The organism is Clostridium sp. (genome assembly GCF_029267215.1).
Classification (GTDB): Bacteria; Bacillota; Clostridia; order Clostridiales; family Clostridiaceae; genus Sarcina.
Window position 1 is genome coordinate 31,292 of sequence record NZ_JARIDH010000042.1, and the last position, 25,676, is coordinate 56,967.

Below are 25,676 nucleotides of genomic sequence, written 5' to 3' on the forward strand. Positions count from 1 at the left end.
TTTTCAAATTTTATAGTATAATAAAAATATATTAATTTTTAATAGAAAGGACTAAAGTAAATGAAAAAGAAGATTTTTATAGTCTTAGGGATAATAATTGTTTTAGCTTTAGGCATAACAGCTTATATTGTTAAAAACAAAAGTGGATATTCACTTACAATAACTAATAAAACTAAAAAAGAAATTACAGGACTTCAGATAAGTTATGGAAACAATAGTTATAACCTAGATGTTCCATCAATAGCCCCTAACAAATCTGTTAGTATGCGAATTAAGACTAATACTAATGGATCTTTATTTATGTACTATACTGATATTATAGGAAATTATCATAAAGAGATATTATCAGGATACTATCAAAAAGGTGCAAAGGGTAAGATAAATGTTAATATAACAGCTCAAGACAACTTAGGGGTTTATGGAATTGAAGTTGAATCTCCAGAGGCAGAGCAAGATGTAAATGGAAAATAAGAGAGGTGTTTTATGGATGTTTTAATTTATAATGCATTGTATATAATAATATATAGCTTTTTAGGATGGATATGTGAAGTTATATATTGTTATATATTAGATCATAAGTTTACTAATAGAGGATTTTTAAATGGGCCTTTATGTCCTGTATATGGATTTGGAGCTATATTTGTATTAACATTTTTAAATCAATATAAAAACAATGTGTTTTTAGTATTTATAATTGGAATTATAATAACATCTGTGCTAGAATATGTTACATCAGTTGTTTTAGAGGTTTCTTTTCACACAAAGTGGTGGGATTATTCAAATCATAAATTTAATATTCATGGAAGAGTATGTTTGCTAAATTCTACAATGTTTGGAATATTATCTGTTGTTCTTATTGAGGTTATAAATCCTATAATAGTTGGTTTTGTTCATAAATTTTCAAAAGAAAGTATATATTTTGTTACGTATATTTTATTAGGTATGATAACAATAGATTTTATAATTACAGTAGCTACAATGATTAAATTAAATTCTAAACTTGAGAAACTAAATGCCTTAGCTTATGAATTTGAAGAACTTGGAGTATCTTTCATAGAAAAAACAGAAAAAGATTTAGATTTTGCAATTAGTAAATTTAAAAGTGAAAAATCAAATAGAGAAGAATTATTATGTAGAATTAGGGAATTAAGAAAAGGTGGAATAATTCAAAGAAGACTTTTAAAAGCATTCCCTAATATGAAGCATAAAATTCATAATGATATATTGCAAAGATTAAGAAAATTAAACAAATAAAAAGAAGCCAGTAAATGGCTTCTTTTTATTAATGATAATTGTCTTTGGATAATAATTCTTTTTTTACTAAAACTCCATTTTCATAAATTTCTCTATATGTTGTTGCTGATTTAGGGCCATGTTGGTCAACAGCAATAACTATCTTTTTGTTAGGCTGTTCATTTATTCCCCATATATTAGCTTTAACATGTCCATTATTTGTTATATAGGTTTGTACAATTACTGGGTTTTTAAGATTATTCTTAAATTTAAGATCTACAACCCCACTAGCCATTGTTGCATCTCTTCCTATAGGAGCATAAGTTACTGGAAGGCTGTGAGGAGCTCTTTCAACTATCTTTAAATCTGCATAAAGAACAGCATTGTAAAGAGTAGTTACTCCTTGACATATACCACCAGCCATTATATCAACAACTTTGTTGTTAATAAAACCTGGTGCATATGTGTAGCCATTACTAGCATTTCTTTCTTCTCCTTCTTTATCAGCAGAGAAAATCTCACCTGGCATTAAAACAGTTCCATTAAGTTTGCTTAAATAAGTACGTATATTGTGAGTACGTCCTCCTTCTAAGCTAGGAAGTTTAGTTTCATAAGTTCCAAGTATAGTCATTTTTTGAACTTCAGCTTGAGTTAATTCAGGCTTAAGTTCTTCAACTGGTATTTCTATTTTACAACTATTAGTATCATGTCCATGATCATCTATGTCTTTAACAATGATCTTTGTAAGTTTTTCTAAATCAACTTTATAACCTATAGCTTCTTTAGTTGCAGAAACTGAATTACCAGAAAAAGAAAGTTTAGGCTCTACTTTTTTCTTATCAATTTTTCCACTTATTTGAGCTAACTTTTCTTTAAGTGCTTCTGGATTGGATTGTGGATTAAAATTAAAATAATAAGGTGTAGATTTTAACTTTAATCTTTCTACTGAGTTTGAAATTATATTTCCACCTTTACCAAAATAAAATACTTCATTTGATATCTTTTCGAAATCGTAATAAAAACCTAAATCTTTTGCAGAATAAGTTTCGTTAAACATATCTTTATAAGTAAAAGTAACCTTAAAATTATCTAATAAATTAGAGTAATGATTGCTAACTTTTTCTTTAAGTTCATTTTCACTTAAATTAGATACATTAACATCGCTTACGAATATTCCATCATAAGTTTTGTCCTTGTAGGAATAGGTAGTGTAACCTATAACTGATAATATAGCTAATATTATTATCAACACAGCAATAGCAATTCCTAAACCTATTTTTTTAGGACTAAATTTGTCAATTCTCTTACTTCTCACTTTTACTACCTCAACTTATACTTAATTAATATTATAAAAATATGTACATATAACCTATCAAATAAATATAAATAAAATATGGAGATTATTCTTTTTTTATCCTAATAAGACATTTTAAAACATTATTTAAATTATAACATTTTTATGGATTTATTTCCAATTAATATAATTATAATATAAATTTTTAAAATAATATACAACTTAATGCAAATTTTCATATGATATCTAATGAAAAAAATAAGGGGGGATTATTTATGTTTAATAAATTAAGTATTCATATTAAAGAGATTTATGATAAGGCAGTAAATAAAGATGATTTTATAAGTTGTGAATATTCTTTTTCAACATTGTATATGTGGAGAGGAGCATATAGATTGTTATATTCTTTATTTAAGGATATTTTTATTATTAAAAAATGTGATGATAATTATGGAACTTTTTTTATGGAGCCTTTAGGAAATTTTAATGATGATGAGCTTATAAGGATTATTTATTATCTAGAAGACATAAGGAAAGAAGATAAAAATATTTGGCTTTTAGGAGATGTAACTAGGCAAGGAAAAGAAAGATTAGAAAGAATTATAGGAGAAAAAATAATAATAGAAGAAGAAAAAAACAATTTTGATTATATTTATAAGTGTGAAAAATTAATAGATTTAAAAGGAAACATTTATAGAAATAAAAGAAATAAAATTAATCACTTTAAAAACACTTATGATTATAAAAAAAATATAATAAATAGAAATTTATATGAAGAAGAGTTAGTTAAGTATAGAGAGTTTTTAAATTTATGGAGCAAAGAACATAGCGTAAATCATATGAAGAAGTTTTTAGATTATGAAATAAAAGCAATAGAGGATTTACTTTTAAATATTGGATATTTAGGACTTGACCTTATAGAGATTTATGTAAATGAAAAACTTATAGGATTTTCTATAGGAGAACAATTTAATAAGAATTTGTGTATAATACATGTTGAAAAATGTTTAAAGGAATTTAATGGTGCATATGCTTTTATAAATAATGAATTCTTAAAAGAATGTTATCAAAATATAAAGTATGTAAATAGAGAAGAGGATTTAGGAATAGAAGGACTTCGACGTTCTAAAATATCTTATATTCCAGATTTTTTAGAAAAGAAGTATTTAATAAGACTAAAATAGAGAAAATATCCTATTTTAGTCTTATTAATTGATGAGTAGTTAAAAAATTAAAAATGCAAATCATTTATAGAAAGTAAATATTGATAATATTTTGACTAAATATTTAGTCCTTATATCCATAGAATGATGTTTTAGTAAGCTCTAAAGAATTATTTATTTGGTTTAAGGTATTTTGTATTAATTGTCTATTATCATTTTTTTCAACAGTATTCAAAGCAAGATTAATATATTCTTGTGCATGAAGTGCATTTTTCATTGCTAAATCTAATTCTCTTTTTATGTTAACTTTTTCTCTTTTTATGTTAACTTTAGAATTTTCCATAAAAATCCTCCTAAGATTAATCTATATAGTTATTAAAATTATGTTGAGCTGAATTTAGTGCGGAAGCAACAGTTTTTAAGGCTATATGAACTTCTGTTTTATTATCATATTCATCCATGTTCATATATGCTGTATTCAAATGATTTTGACAAGCGCATAATTCATCTATAGCTAGTCTAAAATTATCTCTTGCATTGTTTTTCAAGTAAAACACCACCTTTTATAACATTATATCTTTATTATATGTAGATTCCTTTTAAATAATGAGTAGAAATAATTGCTTGAAGAATTAATCCCTAACAATTCCTTTTCCAGAATCACTTATATCTAATAGAGCTTCAGGGTAAGGTTCTAGAATACTTTGAGAAAGTAGATATTTATTATTAAATCTTATGGCATAACTTTTTAATAAACTCGTTATGACACTTCTTGGAACCTTTCCTATCCTAAACTTATTTAAAGTTTCTAGGAAAAACGCTTTTTCATTTTTGGGTAAGTTCTTTGAAAAATATCCAAAAGCATGATTATAAGTATTTATTAAAGAAGTATATTTTGGTTGTTTCTTTAATAAAATAATTAGATTTACATGATATTCATTTAAAATTTCATTTATTTTTTTATGCTTATGATTTGCAACTATGTTACCTAGTCTTTTTAAACCAGCTTGATTATAAGCCATAAATAATAACTTGTTAGTAGAATGAAATTTTATTAAATCATTTATCTTTTTTGTATTTTTTATTTCATCAAATTTAGCAAAAAGAAATAATCTTATTAAGAAATGTTCTCTTATGTCAAAATTATTTAATCTTCCTTCTTCTTCAATAGGTGTATTAGGAAATCTTTTTAGGATTTCATTAGCAAAAATTCCTTTTCCTTTTTTAGATGCTGCTCCTTTTTCAGGTCCTTTATAGATTTTAACACCCTGTATTCCACAAGAGGGTGAACGACCTTTTAGTAAAAAGGCATGAGGAGAAAGTGTTTTATACTCTACACACATTTCATTTGCAAATTCACACATGTTTTTTGTATAATCCTTAAGTGTTTTAGGATCTATTAAATTTACAGAGTTATTATTTGATGAAATGAGCCTTATGGCATTTCTAGGAGTAGGCAATCCAATTCCTTCTTCAGGGCAAACTTCTATTATTGTAGAATAATTTTTTAGTTTATCAATAAATTTACATGGTGTAGCCTCTCCGTTATATCTGCAAGGTGTGTTGCCTAAACATTTACTAATAATTAACGTCGGTTTTGGCCAGTAAGTCTTCATAATAAAATCACTCCTATAAAAGTATTTACTTTTATAATTCCAATTTGATAGTAGAATATTCTTTTTTATTCTTAAATAATATACTCGTAAATGAATGTTAAAATTAAAAAAATATTAAAGAAAAAACAGAGATAAAATCTCTGTTCTCTAAAATAAAAATTACTTATTTTCACCGTTTAATCTATTAATCATAGCATTCTTAGCTTTTATTTCAAATGTATCATCTAAAGGCTCTAAATGAACATTTTCATATTTATTACTAAGTGCTAAATTTAATAATCTATCTGCAAGCTCTGGGTTTTTAGATAATAATGACCCATGGAAGTAAGTACAAAATGTGTTTTTATATATGCAACCTTCATAACCACTTTCTCCATTGTTTCCATATCCATGAACACATTTTCCAAGTGGTTTTAAGTTTCCAATAAATGTTCTTCCAGAGTGATTTTCAAAACCAACATAAGTTTCATTGTAATCTTCGTTATGAATTACAGTATTACCTATAAATCTTGTATTTCCACCTTCTGTATATATATCTAATATTCCTAAACCATCTATTTTTTCTCCAGTTGGAGCAGTATAGTAATTTCCTAAAAGTTGATATCCTCCACAGATAGCTAAAAGAACTTTTCCTTCTTCAACATATTCTTTTAAGGCATCTTTTTTTAGGTTTACTAGGTCATCTGAAACTATTGATTGTTCAAAGTCCTGTCCACCACCAAAGAATACTATATCATAATTATCTTTATCAAATTTATCTCCCATAGAAACATTCATTACATTTACTTTTATTCCACGTAATTTTGCTCTATGTTTTAATATTAAAATATTTCCTACATCCCCATACACATTTAAAAGATCAGGATATAGATGACATATATTTAATTCCATATAAATATCTCCTTTAAATTACCAAAGCTTTTCAATGTAGCCTTTTGAATGTAAGTATTTTCTGTAGTTAATCATAGCTGTATAAGTTGCAAGAATGTAGATTTTATTTTCTTTAGACTTTTTAATAGCTTCTGTTAAACATTCATATTCTTCTTCTATTATAAATTTATCAGTTGAAAGATCAGCTATTTTTAATCTTACAGCCATATCATAAGCTCTTATACCTGATATGAAGATTTCATTTAAATCCATAGTATTTAATTTTTCAAAATCAACATCCCATATCCAAGATACATCTTTACCATCTGCATAGTTATCATTTAATAAGAATGCAGCAGAAAAACTTTCTGAATTTAAAAGTAGAGTATCTAAAGCTTGGTTATATCCAGCTGGATTTTTAACTAATATTATTCTAGCTTCTTTATCACCAATTTTAATAGTTTCTTGTCTACCAAATGATGAATTTTGACTAGAAAATGATTTTTGGATTATATCATCATTAATATGTAATTCTTTTGCAGCTGAATAGGCACATAATGCATTATATATGTTATAAGTACCTGGTTGAGTTATTGTAAACATTGAACCATTTATAACAACCTTTGAACTTTCAGGAGTAAGCTTAACTATTTCTTCAACTTTATATTTTAAATTTTCTCTTTTGAATCCACAGTTTGGACAATAGAAACTTCCTAAGTGATTATATGTTATAAAGTTATAGGAATATGGATTTTTGCAGAATTTACAGAACTTAGCATCTGCATTAATATCTATATTCTTATTAGTATTTGGAGAAGCTTCAAAACCGTAGTAAACTTTAGGATTTTTAACTTCAAGTTTACCAAGAAGAGATTCATCTCCATTTAAAAGAAGTGTAGTAGTTGGTACTTTTACAACTCCTTCTAATATTTTACTTAGAGTAGTATATACTTCGCCGTATCTATCTAACTGATCTCTAAATAGGTTAGTTATGGTTATTATTTCTGGAGTTATGTATTCAGTTATGAATTTTAAGTTAGCTTCATCAACTTCAATAACTGCATATCTTTCTTTCTTAGAAGAAAATTTGTAGTTTGAAATGAATGTACTAACTATTCCTGGATAAAGATTTGCTCCAGTAGCATTAGTTATAACATCTAATCCATTACCTTTAAGGACATTATATATCATTGAAGTAGTAGTAGTCTTTCCGTTAGTTCCAGTAACTAATATAACTTTATAATTTTTAGAAACTACCTTTAATATGTTTCTGTCAATTTTTAGAGCTATTTTACCTGGAAAGTTTGTTCCACCTTTAAAAACTTTCTTTGAAATAAATTGTGTCATTTTAGATAAGATTATGCTTATATAAGATTTAATAGCTATTTTAAACACCACCTTACAAGTACTTTTTAGTCAATCTTCTTAAACTATTATAGTATAGCATAAAGTTTTTCAAAAATAAATTAATAAAAATCAATTATAAGTTTAATTTAAAGAATTTTATTTAGAAAAATTAACAATTAATTAAAAATCAATTAGATAAGAAAAGAATCAATAATTTATTAGGTTTTAACTAGAAATTTTACAATGCAATATATTTTAAAATATTGTATTATATATAAGGAAAGATATAATTAAACTATTAATTATACAAATGATTATAAATAAACTATACTAGGGGGAATAATAATGTATCCAATAAGATTTGAAAATCTATACTATGATAAGGTTTGGGGTGGAAGAGATTTCGAACTTTTTAGAGATAATATGCCAGATGGAATGATAGGAGAAACTTGGGATGTTGCTTGTCATAAAAATGGAATGAGCATAGTTGAAAATGGAGAATATAAAGGCTTAAGATTAGATGAATTAATAGATAAATTAGGAAGCGATTTAGTAGGAACTGAAATATCAAAAGAGAAATTTCCTCTACTTGTTAAATTAATAAATGCCAAGGATAAATTATCTGTACAAGTTCATCCAAATGATGAATATGGAATGAAAGTAGAAGGAGAACTTGGTAAAACTGAAATTTGGTATGTAGTTGAGGCTTTTGAAGGGGCAAACTTAATAGTTGGAACAAAAGATTGTACAAAAGAGCAATTTGTTAAAGCTATTGAAACTGGTGAATTTGATAAATATTTAAATAAAGTTCCAGTAAAAAAAGGAGATACTTTTTTTGTAAGAAGTGGGTTAGTTCACGCTATATGTGAAGGGGTTATAATTGCTGAAATTCAACAAAATAGTGATACAACTTATAGAGTTTATGATTATAATAGAGGAAGAGAAATTCATGTTGAAAAAGCTTTAGATTGTATAGATTTCTCATTATCAGGTGAAAAAGCTAAAGGGTTAAAAGTTTCATATGATCAATATGATAAAACTTATCTTTCATTATGTGAATACTTCTCATTAGAGAAATATGATATAAATGGATTTTGTGAAGAAGAAAGTGATAAGGAAAGATTCTTCATATTCACATGTGTTGAAGGAGAAGGGTTAATAACTTCTGAAAATGGAGAATTATTAATTAAAAAAGGAGATAGCATATTTATACCTGCTTCATTAGGAAAATATGCTTTAAAAGGAAATATGTCTTTATTAAAAAGTTATGTTCCTAAAAATGGTGCAGTTGAAGAGGAAATTCTTTCAATAATAAAAGAGTAGTTATTAAAATATAATATCTATTTAAAAGCATATGATGTTTATATTTAAGGTTAAATCATTAAGAAGCTGTATCAGATTAGTTAAGCTATAAATCTTGATACAGCTTTTTTTTGCTTTTGAAAATATATAAACCCTCTTCACTTTCATTTATATAATGAAAAAATAGTAAATGTGGACAAATTCTCTCAATGAAATTATAATAAAAAGGTAAAACTAAAAAGAAGAAAGCGAGTGTGTTTATGGGAATTAATTTTTTATTCATACTTAAGGCCATAATAATTGCAATTGTTGAAGGACTTACAGAATTTGTACCTGTATCATCAACAGGACATATGATTCTAGTTGGAGAGCTTATACATTTTAATACCCAATCAGGTGGTTTCCCTGAAATGTATGAGGTTGTTATACAACTTGGTGCCATTTTAGCAGTTGTAGTTTTATACTGGAAAAAAATCAGTGACTCAGTAGTTGAATTCTTAAGTTATGTATTTTCCTTCATTGGTTTAAAGACATCAAATGATAAAAGAAAATATGAGAAGAAACTTGCTGAATCAAAAACTGGTTTTATATTTGGTATAAATGTAATTATAGCTACAATACCAGCAGCTATTTTAGGATTCTTATTTGATGATGATATTAACAAGTATCTATTTTCAACAAAAACAGTTGCAGTTGGATTTATAGTAGGTGGTATTTTACTTATAGTTATAGAAAATAATTTCAGAAGAAGAGCTAAAAGAAGTAAGGTTGTTAAAGATATAGACAAGATGTCATATAAACAATCATTACTAGTTGGATGTTTTCAATGCCTTTCTTTATGGCCAGGTATGTCAAGAAGTGCTTCAACTATCATGGGAGGTTGGATTTCAGGATTAAGCACAACAGTTGCAACTGAATTCACATTCTTCTTAGGAATACCAGTTATGGTTGGCGCATCAGGATTAAAATTAGCAAAATTTGATTATTCTCAAATGAATGCAACAAATTGGATTGCATTAATTTTAGGATTTATTATTGCTTTTATAGTATCATTAGTAGTTATAGATAAGTTCATAAACTACTTAAAGAAAAAACCTATGAGAGTGTTTGCAGTTTATAGAGTATTTGCAGGTATAATATTAGCAATATTAATATTTGCAGGCTTTATAAGTTAATTTTAAAAAGACAGGAATTTTATTCCTGTCTTTTTTGATTTTACAATTTAATTTTTTTATTTCACTTAATTTAAATAAAAGATGGTAACTTTTCTAATTATTTAGATTAATTTTACTTTCCATGAAAACATTTATATGATATTATTTATTTGAGATTGATTGTAATAATTTTACAATTAAGATGTGATATTGTTTAAAAGGGGGATTCTATATGACACAGCCAATAAAAAAAATCGCTATACTAACAGGCGGAGGAGATTGTCCAGGTTTAAACGCAGTAATAAGAGCCGTTACAAAAACTGCAATTTTGCAATACGGATATGAAGTTATAGGATATAAATTTGGATACAGAGGATTATATAATAATGACTTTGTTAAGTTAGATTTAAACTCTGTTTCTGGAATACTTCATAGAGGTGGAACAATTCTTCACAGTTCAAATAAGGACAACCTATTTGATTATCAAATTGAGGATGAAAACGGTAAAATTGTTAAAAGAGATGTATCAGATGTAGGGGTTGAAAATCTAAAAAAAGAAGGCGTTGATGCGCTAGTTGTCATTGGGGGAGATGGAACCTTAACATCAGCAAGAGACTTTTCTAGAAAAGGGATAAATGTTATTGGTGTTCCTAAAACAATAGATAATGACTTACTTGCTACAGATGTAACATTTGGTTTTAACACAGCAATAGAAATTGCTACTGAAGCATTAGATAGACTTCATACTACTGCAGAATCACATCATAGAATAATGCTTTTAGAAGTTATGGGAAGAAATGCAGGGTGGATTGCTTTAGAATCTGGAATAGCAGGTTCAGCAGACGTAATCTTATTGCCTGAAATACCTTATGATATAAATAAAATAGTTGATAAAATAAAAGAAAGAGAAGAAGCTGGTAAACAATTCACAATAATTGTTGTTGCAGAAGGTGCAAAACCAAAAGATGGTGAAGTTGTTGTGTCTAAAATAGTTGGAGATAGTCCAGATCCTATAAGACTTGGAGGAATAGGAAATAAATTAGCTAATGATTTAGAAGTTTTAATTAAAAATCATGAAATTAGAAATACTGTTCTAGGACACCTTCAAAGAGGGGGAAATACTTCAACTTATGATAGAATACTTTCTACTAGATATGGAGTTAAAGCTGTTGAACTTATAAATAACAATTTATTTGGTAATATGGTTACATTAAAAGGAAATAATATTTCATATGAAAGTTTAGAAAATGTAATTGGATATACAAAAAATGTTGATCCTGAAGGAGAAATAGTTAAGGCTGCTAAAAGTATTGGAATTTCATTTGCTGATTAAAATAAAAGCACTCACTTTAAAAAGTGAGTGCTTTTATTTTTTATTTAGTAAAATTTTACTTATATTATTTATTAAATTTGCTAATACTTTAAAATAAATAAGAAATAGTATTCAAAGGTTAACAGGAAAAAAATTATAATTAAGACTTTAAAATTTTAAGAAAATATGTTAAAATTTAACTAAAACAACATAAAAGCAACATTAAAAGAAAGCTGGTGGGTATTTATGAAAGAAGTTCAAAAATATTTAGAGAGCAGAATTGGTTCGTATAGCTTTTTCTTTGAAGATTTAAAGAGTGGTTATACTTATGGTTATAATGAAAACGTTAAAATGGTTTCTGCAGGATGTATGAAATTACCTATAGCTATTGCTCTTACAAAACAAGTTGAAGAAGGTAAGATAGACTTTTTAGATAAAATTAAGATAGAAAGCTCAGATAAAGTTTATGGAACTGGAATAATACACGAATTTGGAGAAAGAGATTATACTGTATTTGAACTTTTAGTAGCTATGCTTATTCAAAGTGATAATACTGCTGCTAACAAAATAATAGATCTAGTTGGTATGGATAAAATAAATGAAATAATAAAAGATTTAGGAATGAAAAATACTGTACTAAATAGAAAGACTGCTGATGAAAGAAATTTCAAATCAGATATAGAAAATTATGCTACAGCTTATGACTTAACTTTAGCTTGGAAAAAATTAAGTAAGGGAATTTACTTAAGTAAAGAAAATTCTCAGATGATTATAGATATACTGACAAGACAACAAATAAAAAACAAACTAGCTTTATATATACCAGACAATCTTAAATTTGATATATCAAGTAAAACAGGAGATAAAAAAGGGGTAGAAAATGATACTGAGTTAATTCATACTAATAAAGGGAACTTTGCATTTACAGTAATGTCTAGTGGAATACCTAATTCAGTATATGGAACAGTAACCTTAGCAAAATCAGGTAAAATGATGTGGGATAATATAATGAACAATTGGCATTAAGTCCTAGGCTTCTGTAGTAAATAGAAGTGTACAATTTTATTTAATGGATACTCATTTAGTTTAAAATTATAACTATATTCTAAGTTAATCTTAGTATATTATTAGGGATAAATTAAAAGGTATAGTAAAGATACTATACCTTTTTAGTTGTTTTATTATAAATAATTACGAGTAAGAATTAAGTATAATAAAACAAATATAAAAAAATCTATAATCCTATAATAGAAAGTATGCTAACAGGAAGAATGTTTAAATAAATACAAACAATTAATACTATTGCACAAAAGGCAATTATTTTTATTATTTTTGTTGCAACCTTTATTATTATGAATACACATAAAGCTACTAATAATACTGATATTAGAGTTTCCATAATTAACCTCCTTTCAAATTCTATTTAATTTATATAGATAATTTACCATGTTTTCATTTTGTTCATATTAACATTATACATTCAAATATAAAATTTAACTAGAATATTTAGTTAATAAATAAAAAATATTTATATAAACTTTATTGACATAAAAATTTTAATATGATATCATAAGCACAATGAAAGTAGTCCAGTGAGGCTGAGTAATAAATAACCTTTAAATTTGATCCAGAGAGGTCAATAAGGAAGTTATATAGTTTGAGTATAATCTTTTAAGATTAAATAGAGATTTATATATAAAAGTCTTCCTTATTCAAGGGAGACTTTTTTTTACACGTAACTAGAATTATATAACTTTTCTTCTTTAAATTAACACAGAGAGGTTAAAAAGGAGTGAAAAATATGTTAAAAAACAAAAACTTACTAGATCCATCAGACTTCACAATAGAGGAGTTTGATGAAATTTTTAAGTTAGCACATCAAATAATGGCAAATCCAAAAGAATATCAAGACATATGCAAAGGTAGAGTTCTAGCAACACTTTTCTATGAACCAAGTACTAGAACAAGATTATCCTTCGAAACTGCAATGCTTAGATTAGGGGGACAAGTTGTTGGTTTCTCAGAGCCAAATTCAAGTTCAGTATCTAAAGGGGAAACTTTGGCAGATACAATAAAAGTAGTAAGTTGCTATGCAGACTTAATAGCAATGAGACATCCACTTGAGGGATCAGCAAAGGTTGCATCAATGTATTCAGATGTTCCAGTAATAAATGCTGGGGATGGTGGTCACCAACATCCAACTCAAACCTTAACAGATCTTCTTACAATCAAAGAGTACAAAGGTAACTTAGAAGGAAATACAATTGCATTATGTGGAGATTTAAAATTCGGTAGAACAGTGCATTCTCTTATAAAAGCACTTTCAAGATATAAGAATAACAAATTCATCTTAATATCTCCTATAGAACTTAGAATCCCAAATTATATTAGAGAACAAGTTTTAGAAAAAAACAATATAGAATATGTAGAAATAACTAGCTTAGAAGAAGGAATTAAAGAAGCTGATATTTTATACATGACAAGAATTCAAAGAGAAAGATTCCTAGATCAAAATGAATATGAAAGATTAAAGGATGTCTACGTCTTAGATGAAAGTAAAATGAGTGAAGCTAAAAAAGATATGATAGTTCTTCACCCTCTTCCAAGAGTAAATGAAATAGCATATGAAGTTGATAAAGATAAGAGAGCATTATACTTTGAACAAGCAAAATGCGGAATGTATGTACGAATGGCTTTAATGGCAAAACTTTTAGGGGAGGCTTAAGAATATGAAAAATAAAGAAATAGAAAGAAAATGTAAAAATCCTAAATGCATAACTCAGGTTGAAAAATACGTTCCTCAGAGTTTCACACTATTTGATAAGAAAAATAATATTTATCACTGTGATTACTGTCATGGAGAAAACCAATTTCCCAAACTTTAATTTAAGGAGTATATAGGATGAAGTTATTAATTAAAAATGTAAATTTAATAGATGAAAGCATTAATTTCTTTGGGGATATATATCTAGAAAATGGATTAATAAAGGAGCTTGGTTCAGAACTTCATAAAGAATGTGAAATTTTAGATGGAAAAGGATTAGTTCTTATGCCAGCATTCATAGACACCCATGCACACTTTAGAGATCCTGGATTTCAATATAAAGAAGATATAGAAACTGGCTCAAGGGCATCAGTAAGAGGAGGTTATACAACCGTTACATTAATGCCAAACACTAAACCAGTATGTAGTTCAAAGGAAGTTTTAGATTATGTAATAAATAAAGGAAAAGAAGTTGGACTAGTAGATTTATATCAAACTGTTTCTATAACTAAAGATTTAAGTGGACAAGAAATAAATCACTTAAAAGAATTTTATGGAAATAAAGAAGTTAAGGCAATAACAGATGATGGTAAGGGAGTATCAGATTCTAAAATAATGATGGAAGCTATGAAGGTTGCCAAAGAAAATAATTGGATTGTAATGTCACATGCTGAAAGTCCAGAATTTTCAAAAGTTGACATGCGTCTAGCTGAGAATATGATGACTTGGAGAGATATAACCCTTGCAAAGTTTGTTGGATGTAAGCTTCATATGTCTCATGTTAGCACTAAGGAAGCTATGAAGTATATAATAGATGGAAAAAATGATGGGGTAAATGTAAGTTGTGAGGTAACACCACATCACTTAGCCTTAAATAAAAAGATTAATAACTACAGAGTTAATCCTCCAATAAGAGAAGAAGAGGATGTTAACTTCTTAATAAAAGCAATAAAAATGAACTATGTTGATTGTATAGGAACAGATCATGCTCCTCATTCAAAGGAAGATAAGGAAAAGGGAGCACCTGGAATGATAGGTATAGAACAAGCCTTTTCAATATGCTACACAACATTAGTAAAAGGAAATCATATTAATTTAAATAAATTGAGTCAACTTATGAGTGGAAATGCTGCTAGTTTATTAAATATAAATAAAGGAAAACTTCAACCAGGATTTTCAGGAGATTTAGTTCTTGTAGATTTAAATAAGAAAAGATTTTTCAATGAGGAGAGTATAGTATCTAAGAGTAAAAACACGCCATTTAATGAAATGGAGTTTTATGGAGATGTGGTTTTAACAATAAAAGGTGGAAAAATAGTTTATAAGGGTGAATTCTAGGAGGTATATGATGATAGCAGATAAATTATTTGAAAAAATAGAAAAAAACGGAGTAGTTTGTGTTGGATTAGACACTAGCCTAGATTATATACCAGAGGAATTTAAAAGTAAGTTTTCAAATGAATCTGACATGTTATTTAACTTCAACAAGGAAATCATAGACGCAACATTAGATGTATCTGCATGTTTCAAAGTTCAAATAGCATACTACGAAGCCTTAGGACTTAAGGGATTAGAAGCTTACAAAAGAACATTAAGCTACTTAAGAGAAAGAGAAGCCTTAATAATAGCTGATATAAAAAGAGGAGATATAAAAGCTACTGCAAAAATGTATGCAAAGGCTCACTTTGAAGGAGATTTTGAAAGCGACTTTATAACACTAAATCCATACATGGGAATGGATAGTATAGAACCATACTTACCTTATATAGAGAAGAATGAAAAAGGAGTTTTTGTTCTAGTAAGAACTTCAAATAAAGGTGCTGAAGATATAGAGTACTTAGATACTGGAAATTCCAAAAAAGTTTATGATGTAGTTGGAGAAAAATTACACGATTTAGGTAAAAGCTACTTAGGAGAACATGGATATAGTTCAATTGGAGGAGTTGTTGGATGTACTCACCAGGAAGAAGCTAAGGAAATGAGAAAAAAATTAAACACAATGCCATTTTTAATACCAGGATATGGGGCACAAGGTGGAACTTCTCATGATGTGGCAGCTTACTTAAATAATGGAAATGGTGGAGTTGTAAATTCATCAAGAAAAATATTACTAGCATATAAAGAGATGGGAGATAGTAAAAACTTTGCAGAATGTTCTAGAAAAGAAGCAATAACAATGAGAGATGGTATAAGAGAAGCAATATTAAAATAGAAAAAATAAGGGAGGAAAAGTTATGGCTATGGAATATTTCAAAAGCAAAGTAAAAGAAAATGTAAAATTAGTAGATGGAATATACTCACTAACAGTAGAACATGATACAAAGGTAAATGCAGGACAGTTTTATATGATAAAAACTTCAAATACTTTTTTAGGAAGACCAATAAGTGTATGCGAAGTAAATGGAAAAGATATACGTTTTGTATATGCAACTGTTGGAAAAGGAACTAATGAAATGATGAAAATGGTTCCTGGAGATGAAATTGAAATAATAGGTCCTTTAGGAAATGGATTTGATGTAAATAAGAAATATGGAAAAGTAGCCTTAGTAAGTGGAGGAATTGGAACTGCTCCAATGTTAGAACTTGCAAAAATACTTAGGAAAAATAATCCTGAAATGAAAATGGATTTCTTTGGTGGATTTAGAGAGGATATTTATTTAGTAGATGAAATTAGAAAATTTGTTGGAGAGACTAAAGTTTCAACTAACAGTGGGAAATATGGACATAAAGGATTTGTAACTGAAATTCTTCCTCTTAATGAATATGACACAGTACTATGCTGTGGACCAGAGATTATGATGAAAAAAGTATGTGAAATGTGCAAAAAAGCAGGAGTTAATGTATATATATCAATGGAAAAACATATGGCTTGCGGAGTAGGAGCTTGCTTGGTTTGTACATGTAAAACTAAATCAGGAAATAAAAGAACTTGTAAAGATGGTCCAGTATTTAACGGATTAGAAGTTGAATTCTAAAATAGGAGGGGTTAAATGTGTTAAAAACAGTTATAAATGGAGTAGAATTTAAAAACCCTGTTATAGCAGCATCAGGAATTTTTGGATTTGGGGATGAATATAGCAATTTCTATGATGTAGGACAATTAGGAGGAATAAGTTCAAAAGGACTAACTCTTAATAGAAGAGAAGGAAATGAAGGTATAAGAATATATGAAACACCTCAAGGAATTATGAATTCAGTAGGACTTCAAAATCCAGGAATAGAAAAGTTTATAGAAATAGAGCTTCCTAAAATGAAAAAATTAGGAACCAATATAATAGCTAATGTAGGGGGAGCTACTATAGAAGATTATGAAAAAGCAGTTTCACTTTTAAATAAAGAAGCAATAGATATGATAGAACTTAATATATCATGTCCAAATGTAAAATCTGGTGGAATGGCCTTTGGAATAAAATCAGATGTAGCTTACGAAGTTGTATCAAAAGTAAAAAAAATATGCGATAAACCACTTATGGTTAAATTATCACCAAATGCTGAAAATATTTGTGATATGGCTTATAGATGCCAAGAGGCTGGTGCAGATTCAATCTCACTAATAAACACATTAAAAGGAATGGCTATAGATATAAAAAATAGAAAGCCAGTATTTAATAATGTATATGCAGGACTTTCAGGTCCAGCAATTAAACCAATAGCACTTAGAATGGTGCATGAAGTAGCTAAAACAGTGGATATCCCAGTAATAGGCTTAGGTGGAATATCTACAGCTTATGATGCCATAGAATTTATGATGGCTGGAGCATCAGCTATACAAATAGGAAGTATAAACTTTGTAAATCCAAATGCAGGTATAGAAATAATAAAAGGATTAGAAGATTTCTGCAAAAAAGAAGGATTAAAAAGCATAAACGAAATCGTAGGATGTATAAAGTAGTAATTGTGTTTTAAAACATAAGGGGATTGTACTCAATTATAAGTTAAGTAGATTTAATAAAAGATTAGAAGTCTTGGAGGAATTAGATATGAAAAATACAGATATTATGGTTATAGATACATTAAAAGAGGTTGGAGCATTATTAGAAGGGCACTTTTTATTATCATCAGGAAGACACTCAAATAGATATTGCCAATGTGCACAATTATTAAAACACCCAGATAAAGCTTATAAGGTATTAAAAGTTTTAGCAGATCAATTAAAGGATATTGATTTTGACTTAGTTGTTGGACCAGCTATGGGTGGAGTTATAGTAGCATACGAATTAGGAAGACAATTAGAAAAACCTGCAATCTTCACTGAAAGAGTAGATGGAGAAATGACCTTAAGAAGAGGATTCACTATAGAAAAAGGGCAAAAAGTAATAATAACAGAGGATGTTGTAACTACAGGTAAGAGCTTTAAAGAAGCAGCTAAAGTAATAGAAGAACAAGGTGGAGAAGTTGTAGCAGTAGTTTGCATAGTAGACAGAACTCCAGGAAATGTAACAGACTTCCCAATGTATAGTTCAATCAAATTAGATATAGAAAGCTTTGAAGCAAGTGAATGTCCACTATGTAAAGAAGGAATTCCTTACGTAAAACCAGGAAGCAGAAACATAAAATAATAAATTTATCTTGATTTATATGATAATTTGGAATTTATCAAAAGAATATTATCTTATAGCGATAAGTTTATAGTCAATTAACAATCTTATTATAAATAATATATTATTTTGTATAAAAAGACACAACTAAAAATTAAAATTAGTCGTGTCTTTTTATACTATAAATCTTTTCTAAAGAACACCTCACCAACACCCTCTTCATTTATTGAAGAGATAAATCCACATTCTTTAAATCCTCTTCTCATATGCCATTTTTGAGCTTTAGTTGCATCTGTCATTGATGAACTTAATAAAAATTCAACTTCTTTTTCGTCTCTTAAGTATTTTTCTAAAAAGCTAAGAAGAGCTAATCCAATTCCTAATCCTCTAAACTCCTCTTTAACTATTATATAGCTAATAAAAGGCATGTGCGTCCAAAGGTATTCTATTTTTAAACATCCAACTATCTCCTCTTCAACTTCTGCAATAATAACCTCTTTCATATCTATTTTATTAGAAATTACTTTTTTATTTCTGTGTAAATCTAGTTCAATATCCCTTTCTAAATCATTTTGATTTGCAAATCTAATTTTAACATTCATAAATATCTCTCCCTCTATTTCTATTTATTTGACTTATTCTAATTATTATGATACTCTTATATAGCAGTTGGTACGTATAGTGCTATATAAATAAAGCATGGATCTTTCGCGGGAGCCATGCTTTATTTTTTTGTCTTAAATATAATTCTAGAGTATTAAAATATTTTTCACAAGAAAAAATATATTATATAAAATTTAACAAGTGCTTAATTTATAAAGAATAAATTAAAAATGAAATGAAAGTAATTAGAAATTTGAATTTTTTAGAACTTGGAATAAATGAAAGATTATCAAAAAGATTATTAAAAAGTGGAATTAAAACTCCTACTAAAATACAGGAAGATAGCATACCTTATATATTAAATGGAAATGATTTGATTGGGGAAGCAAAAACAGGAACTGGAAAGACTTTAGCCTTTCTTTTACCTACAATACAAAATATTGATGAAAATAATAAGGATACTCAGGTTCTTGTTATTTCACCTACTAGAGAACTTGCTCTTCAAATAACAGATGAATCAAAAAACTTAACTAAAGGAACTTACATAAAAGTTTTAGCAGCTTACGGTGGAAAAGATGTGGCATCACAAGCTAATAAATTAAAACACTCTATACATATTGTAATAGCAACACCAGGAAGATTATTAGATCATATAGAAAGAAAAACTATAGATTTAAGTAAGATTAAAACTGTCATAATAGATGAAGCTGACCAAATGCTTCTTATGGGATTTAAAAATGAAATAACAGAAATAATGAAGCATATTCCAAATAAATCACAAACTCTTTGTTTTTCTGCAACCATGGATTCATCAGTAAAAAAACTTGCGTATAGATATATGAATGATCCAATATTAGTAAAAGTAGAAGAGGAAACTCTAGTAGTTGATAAAATAAAACAAGAAGTTGTTGAAACAACAGATAGATGGAAGCAAGATGCACTTTGTACAGTATTAGAAGAAGATAATCCTTTTATGGCCATAATATTTTGTAGAACTAAAAGAAGAGCTGATGATTTAGAAAAGGGATTCTCAAAAAGAAAAATAGCATGTGAAAAAATTCATAGTGATGTATCTCAAACTAAGAGAGAAAAGATAATGAATCAGTTTAGAAAATGTAATATTCAATATCTTATTGCCACAGATGTTGCATCAAGAGGAATAGATATAACAGGAGTAACTCATATATATAACTATGATATACCAGAAACAGTAGAAAGTTATGTTCATAGAATAGGTAGAACAGGAAGAGCTGGGGATAAGGGATATACTTGTATGTTTATAGATCCAAAGAATCTTCCTATGTTAAAACAAATTGAGGATGCATTAGAAATAAGTATAGATAGACGAATTGTGGATATAAAGAAAACTAAGTAATAATTATATGATAGCTATATTTTGCTATTAAAATTAGTAGAGTATAGCTATTGTTTATTTCTGCATGGAACTTATTATCTAAAAACTACAAAATTAAGTAAGAACAAGGTTTTTGTTAATATTTAGCTTTATTTTAATAAAGTGTTTATTTTATATGGCCTTTAAGCTCTACTTATTTCGCAGAGAGTTGATATTTAAATTTGTTTAGATTATAATTACTAATAAATAATTATTATTTTCAATTGAAAGATAAATTATCTTATAATTTTTTTTTATTAAAATAAGTTATATAAATATTGTCTAAAAAAAACGTCTAGATGAATATGGAGGATTTTTAAATATGAAATTAATATCATGGAATGTTAATGGTATAAGAGCCTGTGTTAAAAAAGGATTTTTAGATTATTTTAAAGCTGAAGATGCTGATATATTTTGTTTACAAGAAACTAAACTTCAAGAAGGTCAAATAGATTTAGATTTAGAAGGATATCACCAGTATTGGAACTATGCTGAGAAAAAAGGATATTCAGGTACTGCTATATTTACTAAAAAAGAACCTTTAAATGTTTATTACGGAATAAATATGGAGCACCATGATAAAGAAGGAAGAGTAATAACTTTAGAATTTGAAGATTTCTTCATGGTAACTGTTTATACTCCTAATTCACAAAGTGCCCTAGCTAGATTAGAGTATAGAATGGAATGGGAAAATGATTTTAAGAACTACCTTTTAGAACTTTCAAAATCTAAAGGAGTAGTTGTTTGTGGTGATTTAAATGTTGCTCATAAAGAAATAGACTTAAAAAATCCTAAGTCAAATAGAAAAAATGCAGGATTTACAGATGAAGAAAGAAATAAATTTTCAGAGCTTCTTCAAAGTGGTTTCATAGATACATACCGTTATTTCTACCCAGATTTAGAAGGAACTTATTCTTGGTGGTCATATAGATTTAATGCAAGAAAAAATAATGCAGGATGGAGAATTGATTACTTCTTAGTTTCAAATAATTTAGAGTCAAGAATAAAAGATGCAAAAATAGATACTGATATTTTAGGTTCAGATCATTGTCCTGTTAAACTTATAATGGAATAATAATATTAGATTTTAAAAAATATAAAACTAAATATATAAATAAAAGACACATTAAGAAGAGGAATTCTATTCTTAATGTGTCTTTTATTTATATAAATGTTATTTTGTTTTAACTAAAAGAAATATTTATTATAAAAAGTTTAATTAAAAGATTTTTTCTCTTCTTTATATAATACCTTTGAAAGTGGAAGAGCTATAACTATTCCAACCCCTACTTGAATTATATTTCCAAATATGTCTTTAGCAGAGTACATTAAAGCTCCAATAAGTGTATTAGAGCTTCCAGTAAATAAGAAGGCTATAATTGCACCAGATAAAAAATAAGCTATGACCATAAATACTCCAGATACTAAAAAAGGAACTAAATATCCTCTTCTATGATTAACTTCTATTAAATATCCTGTAATATAGGCCATAAGAGCCTTTATTATGAATGTAAAAGGTGCCCAAATTAAATATCCACCATATAAATCTACTAAGGCCATTCCAAATCCACTTGCTACTGCCCCTCTTTTTTTACCAAGTAGAACGGCTGAAAGAAGGACCATGCAATCTCCTAAGTGAACAAAGCCTCCTACTGTAGGTATTTTTATTAAATTTCCAGATATAAATATTATTGCTATCATAAGGGCAGTAAAGACTGTTTTTTGAAAACTACTTTTTGAACTAATATCCATAATATACTACCTCCCAATTAAATATAATTATATAGTAAATTATTATTATATTTTTATCAAATGTATGGGTACAATTTTATTTTTTTCATGCTTTTTAAATTTTATTAATTTGTGTTATACTTTTAATAATATACAAATGGAAATTTTACATAAGAGGAGTGAATAATATGAAAAAAAATATAGCAGCATTTTTTGATATTGATGGGACAATATACAGAGAAGGGTTAATAACAGAAGTTTTTAAAAAGATAATAAAATATGAATTAGTTGATGAAGAAAAATGGTCTAAAGATGTAAGGCCTGCATTTATTAAATGGGATAAAAGACAAGGTGATTATGATGAATATCTTTTAAAAATGGTGGATATATATACAGAAGCTATAAAGGGAATAAGCAACCATCATATAGAATACATAGCTAAAAAAGTAATAGAACAAAAAGGGGATAGAGTTTATACTTTTACAAGAGAAAGAATTAAATGGCATAAAGAACAAGGACACATTGTAATAGCTATATCTGGTTCTCCGTATGAACTTGTAAAAGAAATGTCTGAAAAATATAATATGAATGATTTTAAGGGAACTATATATAAATTAGATGATAATAATACATATAATGGAGATATAATTCCAATGTGGGATTCAGAAAGTAAGGAAAATGCAATCTTAGAGATGAAGAAAAAGTATAATATTGACTTAGAAAATAGTTATGCTTATGGAGATACTTCAGGAGATTTTACAATGTTTAAAAATGTAGGGATCCCTTACGCTATAAATCCAACAAGGGAACTTATAACTAAGGTTTTAGAAAGTGATGAAATAAAAGATAAGATTAAGGTTATAGTAGAGAGAAAAGATGTTACATATGATTTAGATATAAACAACTTAAAATTATTATAGTTTATGTAGAAAATATTAAAATTAAGTTTATTAAATTTTTTATAGAAATGTTCGTTGTATTATAAAAAATACCCAGGGTTATAATTTTTAGCATTAAAACATAGTTCGTAATAATACGAATTTTTTATAAATATAAAATTAAAATATTTGGAGTCATACTTCAGATAAATATTACTTTTATGATTCAAATGTAACAAAGAATATAGTAAATTTTATTATTCTGAAAATATTATAATAAATATATGAAATTTTATATAAACTTATATTAAAACGTAGAAAGTCTATAAAATAATTTAGTATAATATGCATATAAAAAGCGAATTATGTAAAAGGGGAGAGAATCATGAGTTGTGTTAAAAGTTGTTCTGTTATAGTAAAAGATGACTTCAATAATATTCTTATTGCAAAGAGAAAAGGAAAGAAAAGTGAAAGAAATCTTTGGTATATATTTGATAGGAAGATAAAAGGAAGAGAAACTCCTGAGAAATGTGCTAATAGAATTATAAAAGAAGATTTAAAAACAATAATTTTTGATTTAAAAGAAATATGTGATTTTAAAGGCAATGAAGAGGAAAGTCTAAGACTATTTTCAGGTATATTAAAAGAAAAGATTACATGTGGAACAAATATAACCACTTTTAAATGGGTAAATAAAAATGAGTTATCTGATTATACATTTGCAGAGGGTGAAATAGAGAAAATTAATGCTTTTTTTGAAAGTATATTATAAAAAATCTAAAAAAACATGCTAATTATTGGCATGTTTTTATTTTATTGCTATAATAAAGATGAGAGGTGATTATTATGACGTTATTAAGAAAGAAAATTTTAGGAGAAGATTTTCATGTTACTATAAAACCTATATACAACAGAGAAGATTCATTAGCATTCACTTTTTCTCCTAATCAGAAGAAAGTTGAAATTGGAGAAGAAATAAAGATAAGTGTGAAATATCCTACAGAAAAATATGATGCTTTTTGTGATGAGTTAGTAGAATTAATATCAAAATATCAAGAGTTATAAAAATCAAATAAAAGTGCATATAAAAAAACAGCCCTTAAGGACTGTTTTTTTATATTATTCTGTAGCAGTTTTTCCTATAAATTTATGTACGATCTTCTCACATGGTGGCATAAAGAATTGTATAGCTGGACCTGTGAAAAGAACTGCTATTATTGTACCAATACCTACAACACCTGCTAAAGCATAACCAATTATTAAGAAAGTTAAATCTAAGCAGATTCTTATCCAACGATATTGGAAGTTAGTTTTATCTCTTATTATAAGAGGAACTAAGTCGTTTGGTGCAACACCTAAATCTGTACTAACTAAGAATGAGAATCCTATAGCAATTACTATACAGCTTAAAGCAACAATTATAGCTTTCGCAAATAAGTTAACATCATTAAGCATTGAATCTAAACCAAATTTCTTTAAAGTTTCCATAATTAAGTTAATAGTAGGTCCTATAACTAGAACTAAAACAAAAGTACCAACTTGAAGTCTTTTTCTATCTACAATGAAAATACCTATAACTAAAGTAACAAGTATTATCATGTTAGCATTTCCAACAGAAACGCCTAAAGCATCTGAAAGACCTTGAGTAAATACAGTAAAAGGATCTGATCCTGCATTAGTTAATAAGAATATTACAACTCCTAATTGTATGATTGCCATTCCTAATAAGAAAAATATCAGTTTAGGAATAAAGTTTCCTTTTTTCATTTTTAATACACTCCTTGTTTTTTCTTGAGTTTGTGAATCGTATTATTGAATGTGAATTTAATATTTAATGTGTATTTAAAAACTTAAAGGAATACCAAACAAAGATGATTATACAAGTTGTTCATCAATATGTCAAATATATTAATAATTTAACAAAGTTTATTCATAATTTAATGTAAAAATGGATAAAAAACCTTATTATTATGATAAATGTTAAAATTGAAATGTTATTAATTTTATTTTATAATAAGTACGTTAGATTAGAGAGGTGAAAAATATGAGTGATAAAACAGCAAAAGAACATATTGCAAGAATTGCAAAAGGCTCTGCCTATTTCATTTTTAAAAATGGACCAGTAAACAAATTACATAAAGAAAATAGGATTTCTGATGAGGAAATCAAAAATATGCAAGAATATCTACAAAACCACTTAGCATATCTTTATGAAGTTTTACTTGAAGAAGGAAACCTAAAAAAATACGAGTTAGTAATGAATACAATGAATCAATTCTATGTAAATGATGATACTGAAGTAACTTTAGAGGATGAAGGTTTTGATTCTTTATATGAGCAACTATTTCCTAAAAGCAGTAATATAGTTATTAAATAATAGATATATTAAGACAATTTAAACAACTAAAATGAATTGATATATCTTTTTACTTTCATAAATTATATAAAAAAATAAACTAAAAATAATAAAAGGTGAAT

General features: G+C 27.1%; 30 protein-coding genes. 20 read left to right on the top strand and 10 right to left on the bottom strand.

Annotated elements, in window-relative coordinates:
* The first annotated feature begins 60 nt into the window (after nucleotides 1-60).
* Nucleotides 61-471 carry a hypothetical protein gene (locus Q1K13_RS06995; RefSeq protein WP_300348805.1) on the top strand — a complete coding sequence of 137 codons (411 nt, stop codon included), beginning with the start codon at nucleotides 61-63 and terminating at the stop codon, nucleotides 469-471.
* Between the two features lie 12 nt (nucleotides 472-483).
* Nucleotides 484-1,254, top strand: a complete 771-nt coding sequence (locus Q1K13_RS07000) for a putative ABC transporter permease (protein WP_300348806.1) — start codon at nucleotides 484-486, stop codon at nucleotides 1,252-1,254.
* 28 nt (nucleotides 1,255-1,282) lie between these two features.
* Here Q1K13_RS07000 and Q1K13_RS07005 read toward each other — a convergent pair whose 3' ends face one another.
* Nucleotides 1,283-2,548, bottom strand: coding sequence for a VanW family protein (locus tag Q1K13_RS07005; RefSeq protein ID WP_300348807.1), 1,266 nt, complete (start codon nucleotides 2,546-2,548; stop codon nucleotides 1,283-1,285).
* A gap of 254 nt (nucleotides 2,549-2,802) precedes the next feature.
* Between Q1K13_RS07005 and Q1K13_RS07010 the strand changes: the two genes are divergently transcribed.
* Nucleotides 2,803-3,711 carry a DUF2156 domain-containing protein gene (locus Q1K13_RS07010; RefSeq protein ID WP_300348809.1) on the top strand — a complete coding sequence of 303 codons (909 nt, stop codon included), beginning with the start codon at nucleotides 2,803-2,805 and terminating at the stop codon, nucleotides 3,709-3,711.
* Nucleotides 3,712-3,814: 103 nt separating this feature from the next.
* On the opposite strand, the gene Q1K13_RS07015 is transcribed toward Q1K13_RS07010, so the two are convergent.
* From Q1K13_RS07015 to Q1K13_RS07035, 5 genes are all read right to left on the bottom strand, one after another.
* Nucleotides 3,815-4,033 carry a hypothetical protein gene (locus Q1K13_RS07015; RefSeq protein ID WP_300348811.1) on the bottom strand — a complete coding sequence of 73 codons (219 nt, stop codon included), beginning with the start codon at nucleotides 4,031-4,033 and terminating at the stop codon, nucleotides 3,815-3,817.
* A gap of 16 nt (nucleotides 4,034-4,049) precedes the next feature.
* Nucleotides 4,050-4,238 (bottom strand): hypothetical protein, encoded by a 189-nt coding sequence (locus tag Q1K13_RS07020; RefSeq protein ID WP_300348813.1) that lies wholly within the window; start codon nucleotides 4,236-4,238, stop codon nucleotides 4,050-4,052.
* Between the two features lie 84 nt (nucleotides 4,239-4,322).
* Nucleotides 4,323-5,306: a YbgA family protein gene (locus Q1K13_RS07025; RefSeq protein WP_300348816.1), complete on the bottom strand. Its 984-nt coding sequence runs from the start codon at nucleotides 5,304-5,306 to the stop codon at nucleotides 4,323-4,325.
* Between the two features lie 159 nt (nucleotides 5,307-5,465).
* Nucleotides 5,466-6,197, bottom strand: coding sequence for a type 1 glutamine amidotransferase (locus tag Q1K13_RS07030; protein WP_300348818.1), 732 nt, complete (start codon nucleotides 6,195-6,197; stop codon nucleotides 5,466-5,468).
* 18 nt (nucleotides 6,198-6,215) lie between these two features.
* Entirely contained in the window at nucleotides 6,216-7,571 is a 1,356-nt protein-coding gene (locus Q1K13_RS07035; RefSeq protein ID WP_300348819.1) for a Mur ligase family protein, read from the bottom strand.
* A gap of 297 nt (nucleotides 7,572-7,868) precedes the next feature.
* Here Q1K13_RS07035 and manA point away from each other — a divergent pair, with 297 nt between their 5' ends.
* From manA to Q1K13_RS07055, 4 genes are all read left to right on the top strand, one after another.
* On the top strand, nucleotides 7,869-8,846 hold the full coding sequence (gene manA / locus Q1K13_RS07040; RefSeq protein ID WP_300348821.1) for a mannose-6-phosphate isomerase, class I: 978 nt from the start codon (nucleotides 7,869-7,871) through the stop codon (nucleotides 8,844-8,846).
* 239 nt (nucleotides 8,847-9,085) lie between these two features.
* Complete coding sequence (locus Q1K13_RS07045) at nucleotides 9,086-10,000, top strand: undecaprenyl-diphosphate phosphatase (protein WP_300348823.1); 915 nt, start codon at nucleotides 9,086-9,088, stop codon at nucleotides 9,998-10,000.
* 211 nt (nucleotides 10,001-10,211) lie between these two features.
* Entirely contained in the window at nucleotides 10,212-11,312 is a 1,101-nt protein-coding gene (locus Q1K13_RS07050) for a 6-phosphofructokinase (RefSeq protein WP_300348825.1), read from the top strand.
* Nucleotides 11,313-11,537: 225 nt separating this feature from the next.
* The gene (locus Q1K13_RS07055; RefSeq protein WP_300348827.1) at nucleotides 11,538-12,317 is read left to right on the top strand and encodes a serine hydrolase; all 780 of its coding nucleotides are present in this window, start codon (nucleotides 11,538-11,540) and stop codon (nucleotides 12,315-12,317) included.
* A gap of 208 nt (nucleotides 12,318-12,525) precedes the next feature.
* Here Q1K13_RS07055 and Q1K13_RS07060 read toward each other — a convergent pair whose 3' ends face one another.
* The gene (locus Q1K13_RS07060; protein ID WP_300348828.1) at nucleotides 12,526-12,690 is read right to left on the bottom strand and encodes a hypothetical protein; all 165 of its coding nucleotides are present in this window, start codon (nucleotides 12,688-12,690) and stop codon (nucleotides 12,526-12,528) included.
* A 402-nt stretch (nucleotides 12,691-13,092) separates the two neighbouring features.
* Between Q1K13_RS07060 and pyrB the strand changes: the two genes are divergently transcribed.
* The 7 genes from pyrB to pyrE all read left to right on the top strand — a co-directional run bounded on the left by pyrB (nucleotide 13,093) and on the right by pyrE (nucleotide 18,614).
* Complete coding sequence (gene pyrB / locus Q1K13_RS07065) at nucleotides 13,093-14,016, top strand: aspartate carbamoyltransferase (RefSeq protein WP_300348829.1); 924 nt, start codon at nucleotides 13,093-13,095, stop codon at nucleotides 14,014-14,016.
* 4 nt (nucleotides 14,017-14,020) lie between these two features.
* Nucleotides 14,021-14,176, top strand: a complete 156-nt coding sequence (locus Q1K13_RS07070) for an aspartate carbamoyltransferase (RefSeq protein WP_300348830.1) — start codon at nucleotides 14,021-14,023, stop codon at nucleotides 14,174-14,176.
* A gap of 17 nt (nucleotides 14,177-14,193) precedes the next feature.
* Nucleotides 14,194-15,393 carry a dihydroorotase gene (locus tag Q1K13_RS07075; protein WP_300348832.1) on the top strand — a complete coding sequence of 400 codons (1,200 nt, stop codon included), beginning with the start codon at nucleotides 14,194-14,196 and terminating at the stop codon, nucleotides 15,391-15,393.
* A 10-nt stretch (nucleotides 15,394-15,403) separates the two neighbouring features.
* Nucleotides 15,404-16,267 (top strand): orotidine-5'-phosphate decarboxylase, encoded by an 864-nt coding sequence (gene pyrF, locus Q1K13_RS07080; RefSeq protein ID WP_300348833.1) that lies wholly within the window; start codon nucleotides 15,404-15,406, stop codon nucleotides 16,265-16,267.
* A gap of 22 nt (nucleotides 16,268-16,289) precedes the next feature.
* Nucleotides 16,290-17,030 (top strand): dihydroorotate dehydrogenase electron transfer subunit, encoded by a 741-nt coding sequence (locus tag Q1K13_RS07085; RefSeq protein ID WP_300348835.1) that lies wholly within the window; start codon nucleotides 16,290-16,292, stop codon nucleotides 17,028-17,030.
* Between the two features lie 17 nt (nucleotides 17,031-17,047).
* A complete protein-coding gene (locus Q1K13_RS07090; RefSeq protein ID WP_300348837.1) occupies nucleotides 17,048-17,947 on the top strand; it encodes a dihydroorotate dehydrogenase in 900 nt (299 codons plus the stop codon).
* Nucleotides 17,948-18,035: 88 nt separating this feature from the next.
* Nucleotides 18,036-18,614, top strand: a complete 579-nt coding sequence (gene pyrE / locus Q1K13_RS07095; protein WP_300348838.1) for an orotate phosphoribosyltransferase — start codon at nucleotides 18,036-18,038, stop codon at nucleotides 18,612-18,614.
* 158 nt (nucleotides 18,615-18,772) lie between these two features.
* On the opposite strand, the gene Q1K13_RS07100 is transcribed toward pyrE, so the two are convergent.
* On the bottom strand, nucleotides 18,773-19,195 hold the full coding sequence (locus tag Q1K13_RS07100) for a GNAT family N-acetyltransferase (protein WP_300348839.1): 423 nt from the start codon (nucleotides 19,193-19,195) through the stop codon (nucleotides 18,773-18,775).
* Nucleotides 19,196-19,449: 254 nt separating this feature from the next.
* Between Q1K13_RS07100 and Q1K13_RS07105 the strand changes: the two genes are divergently transcribed.
* Complete coding sequence (locus Q1K13_RS07105; protein WP_300349155.1) at nucleotides 19,450-20,571, top strand: DEAD/DEAH box helicase; 1,122 nt, start codon at nucleotides 19,450-19,452, stop codon at nucleotides 20,569-20,571.
* Between the two features lie 340 nt (nucleotides 20,572-20,911).
* Complete coding sequence (locus Q1K13_RS07110) at nucleotides 20,912-21,664, top strand: exodeoxyribonuclease III (protein ID WP_300348840.1); 753 nt, start codon at nucleotides 20,912-20,914, stop codon at nucleotides 21,662-21,664.
* 140 nt (nucleotides 21,665-21,804) lie between these two features.
* On the opposite strand, the gene Q1K13_RS07115 is transcribed toward Q1K13_RS07110, so the two are convergent.
* Entirely contained in the window at nucleotides 21,805-22,341 is a 537-nt protein-coding gene (locus Q1K13_RS07115; protein ID WP_300348842.1) for an ECF transporter S component, read from the bottom strand.
* Nucleotides 22,342-22,508: 167 nt separating this feature from the next.
* On the opposite strand from Q1K13_RS07115, the gene Q1K13_RS07120 reads away from it, so the two are divergent.
* From Q1K13_RS07120 to Q1K13_RS07130, 3 genes are all read left to right on the top strand, one after another.
* Entirely contained in the window at nucleotides 22,509-23,240 is a 732-nt protein-coding gene (locus Q1K13_RS07120; RefSeq protein WP_300348844.1) for an HAD-IB family hydrolase, read from the top strand.
* A 343-nt stretch (nucleotides 23,241-23,583) separates the two neighbouring features.
* On the top strand, nucleotides 23,584-23,970 hold the full coding sequence (locus Q1K13_RS07125; RefSeq protein WP_300348845.1) for an NUDIX hydrolase: 387 nt from the start codon (nucleotides 23,584-23,586) through the stop codon (nucleotides 23,968-23,970).
* A 74-nt stretch (nucleotides 23,971-24,044) separates the two neighbouring features.
* Nucleotides 24,045-24,263: a hypothetical protein gene (locus tag Q1K13_RS07130; protein WP_300348847.1), complete on the top strand. Its 219-nt coding sequence runs from the start codon at nucleotides 24,045-24,047 to the stop codon at nucleotides 24,261-24,263.
* Between the two features lie 54 nt (nucleotides 24,264-24,317).
* Here the strand turns inward: Q1K13_RS07130 and Q1K13_RS07135 are convergent, their stop codons facing one another.
* Nucleotides 24,318-24,965, bottom strand: coding sequence for a YczE/YyaS/YitT family protein (locus Q1K13_RS07135; RefSeq protein ID WP_300348848.1), 648 nt, complete (start codon nucleotides 24,963-24,965; stop codon nucleotides 24,318-24,320).
* Nucleotides 24,966-25,242: 277 nt separating this feature from the next.
* Between Q1K13_RS07135 and Q1K13_RS07140 the strand changes: the two genes are divergently transcribed.
* Nucleotides 25,243-25,575 (top strand): hypothetical protein, encoded by a 333-nt coding sequence (locus tag Q1K13_RS07140; protein WP_300348850.1) that lies wholly within the window; start codon nucleotides 25,243-25,245, stop codon nucleotides 25,573-25,575.
* The last annotated feature ends 101 nt before the right edge of the window (nucleotides 25,576-25,676 follow it).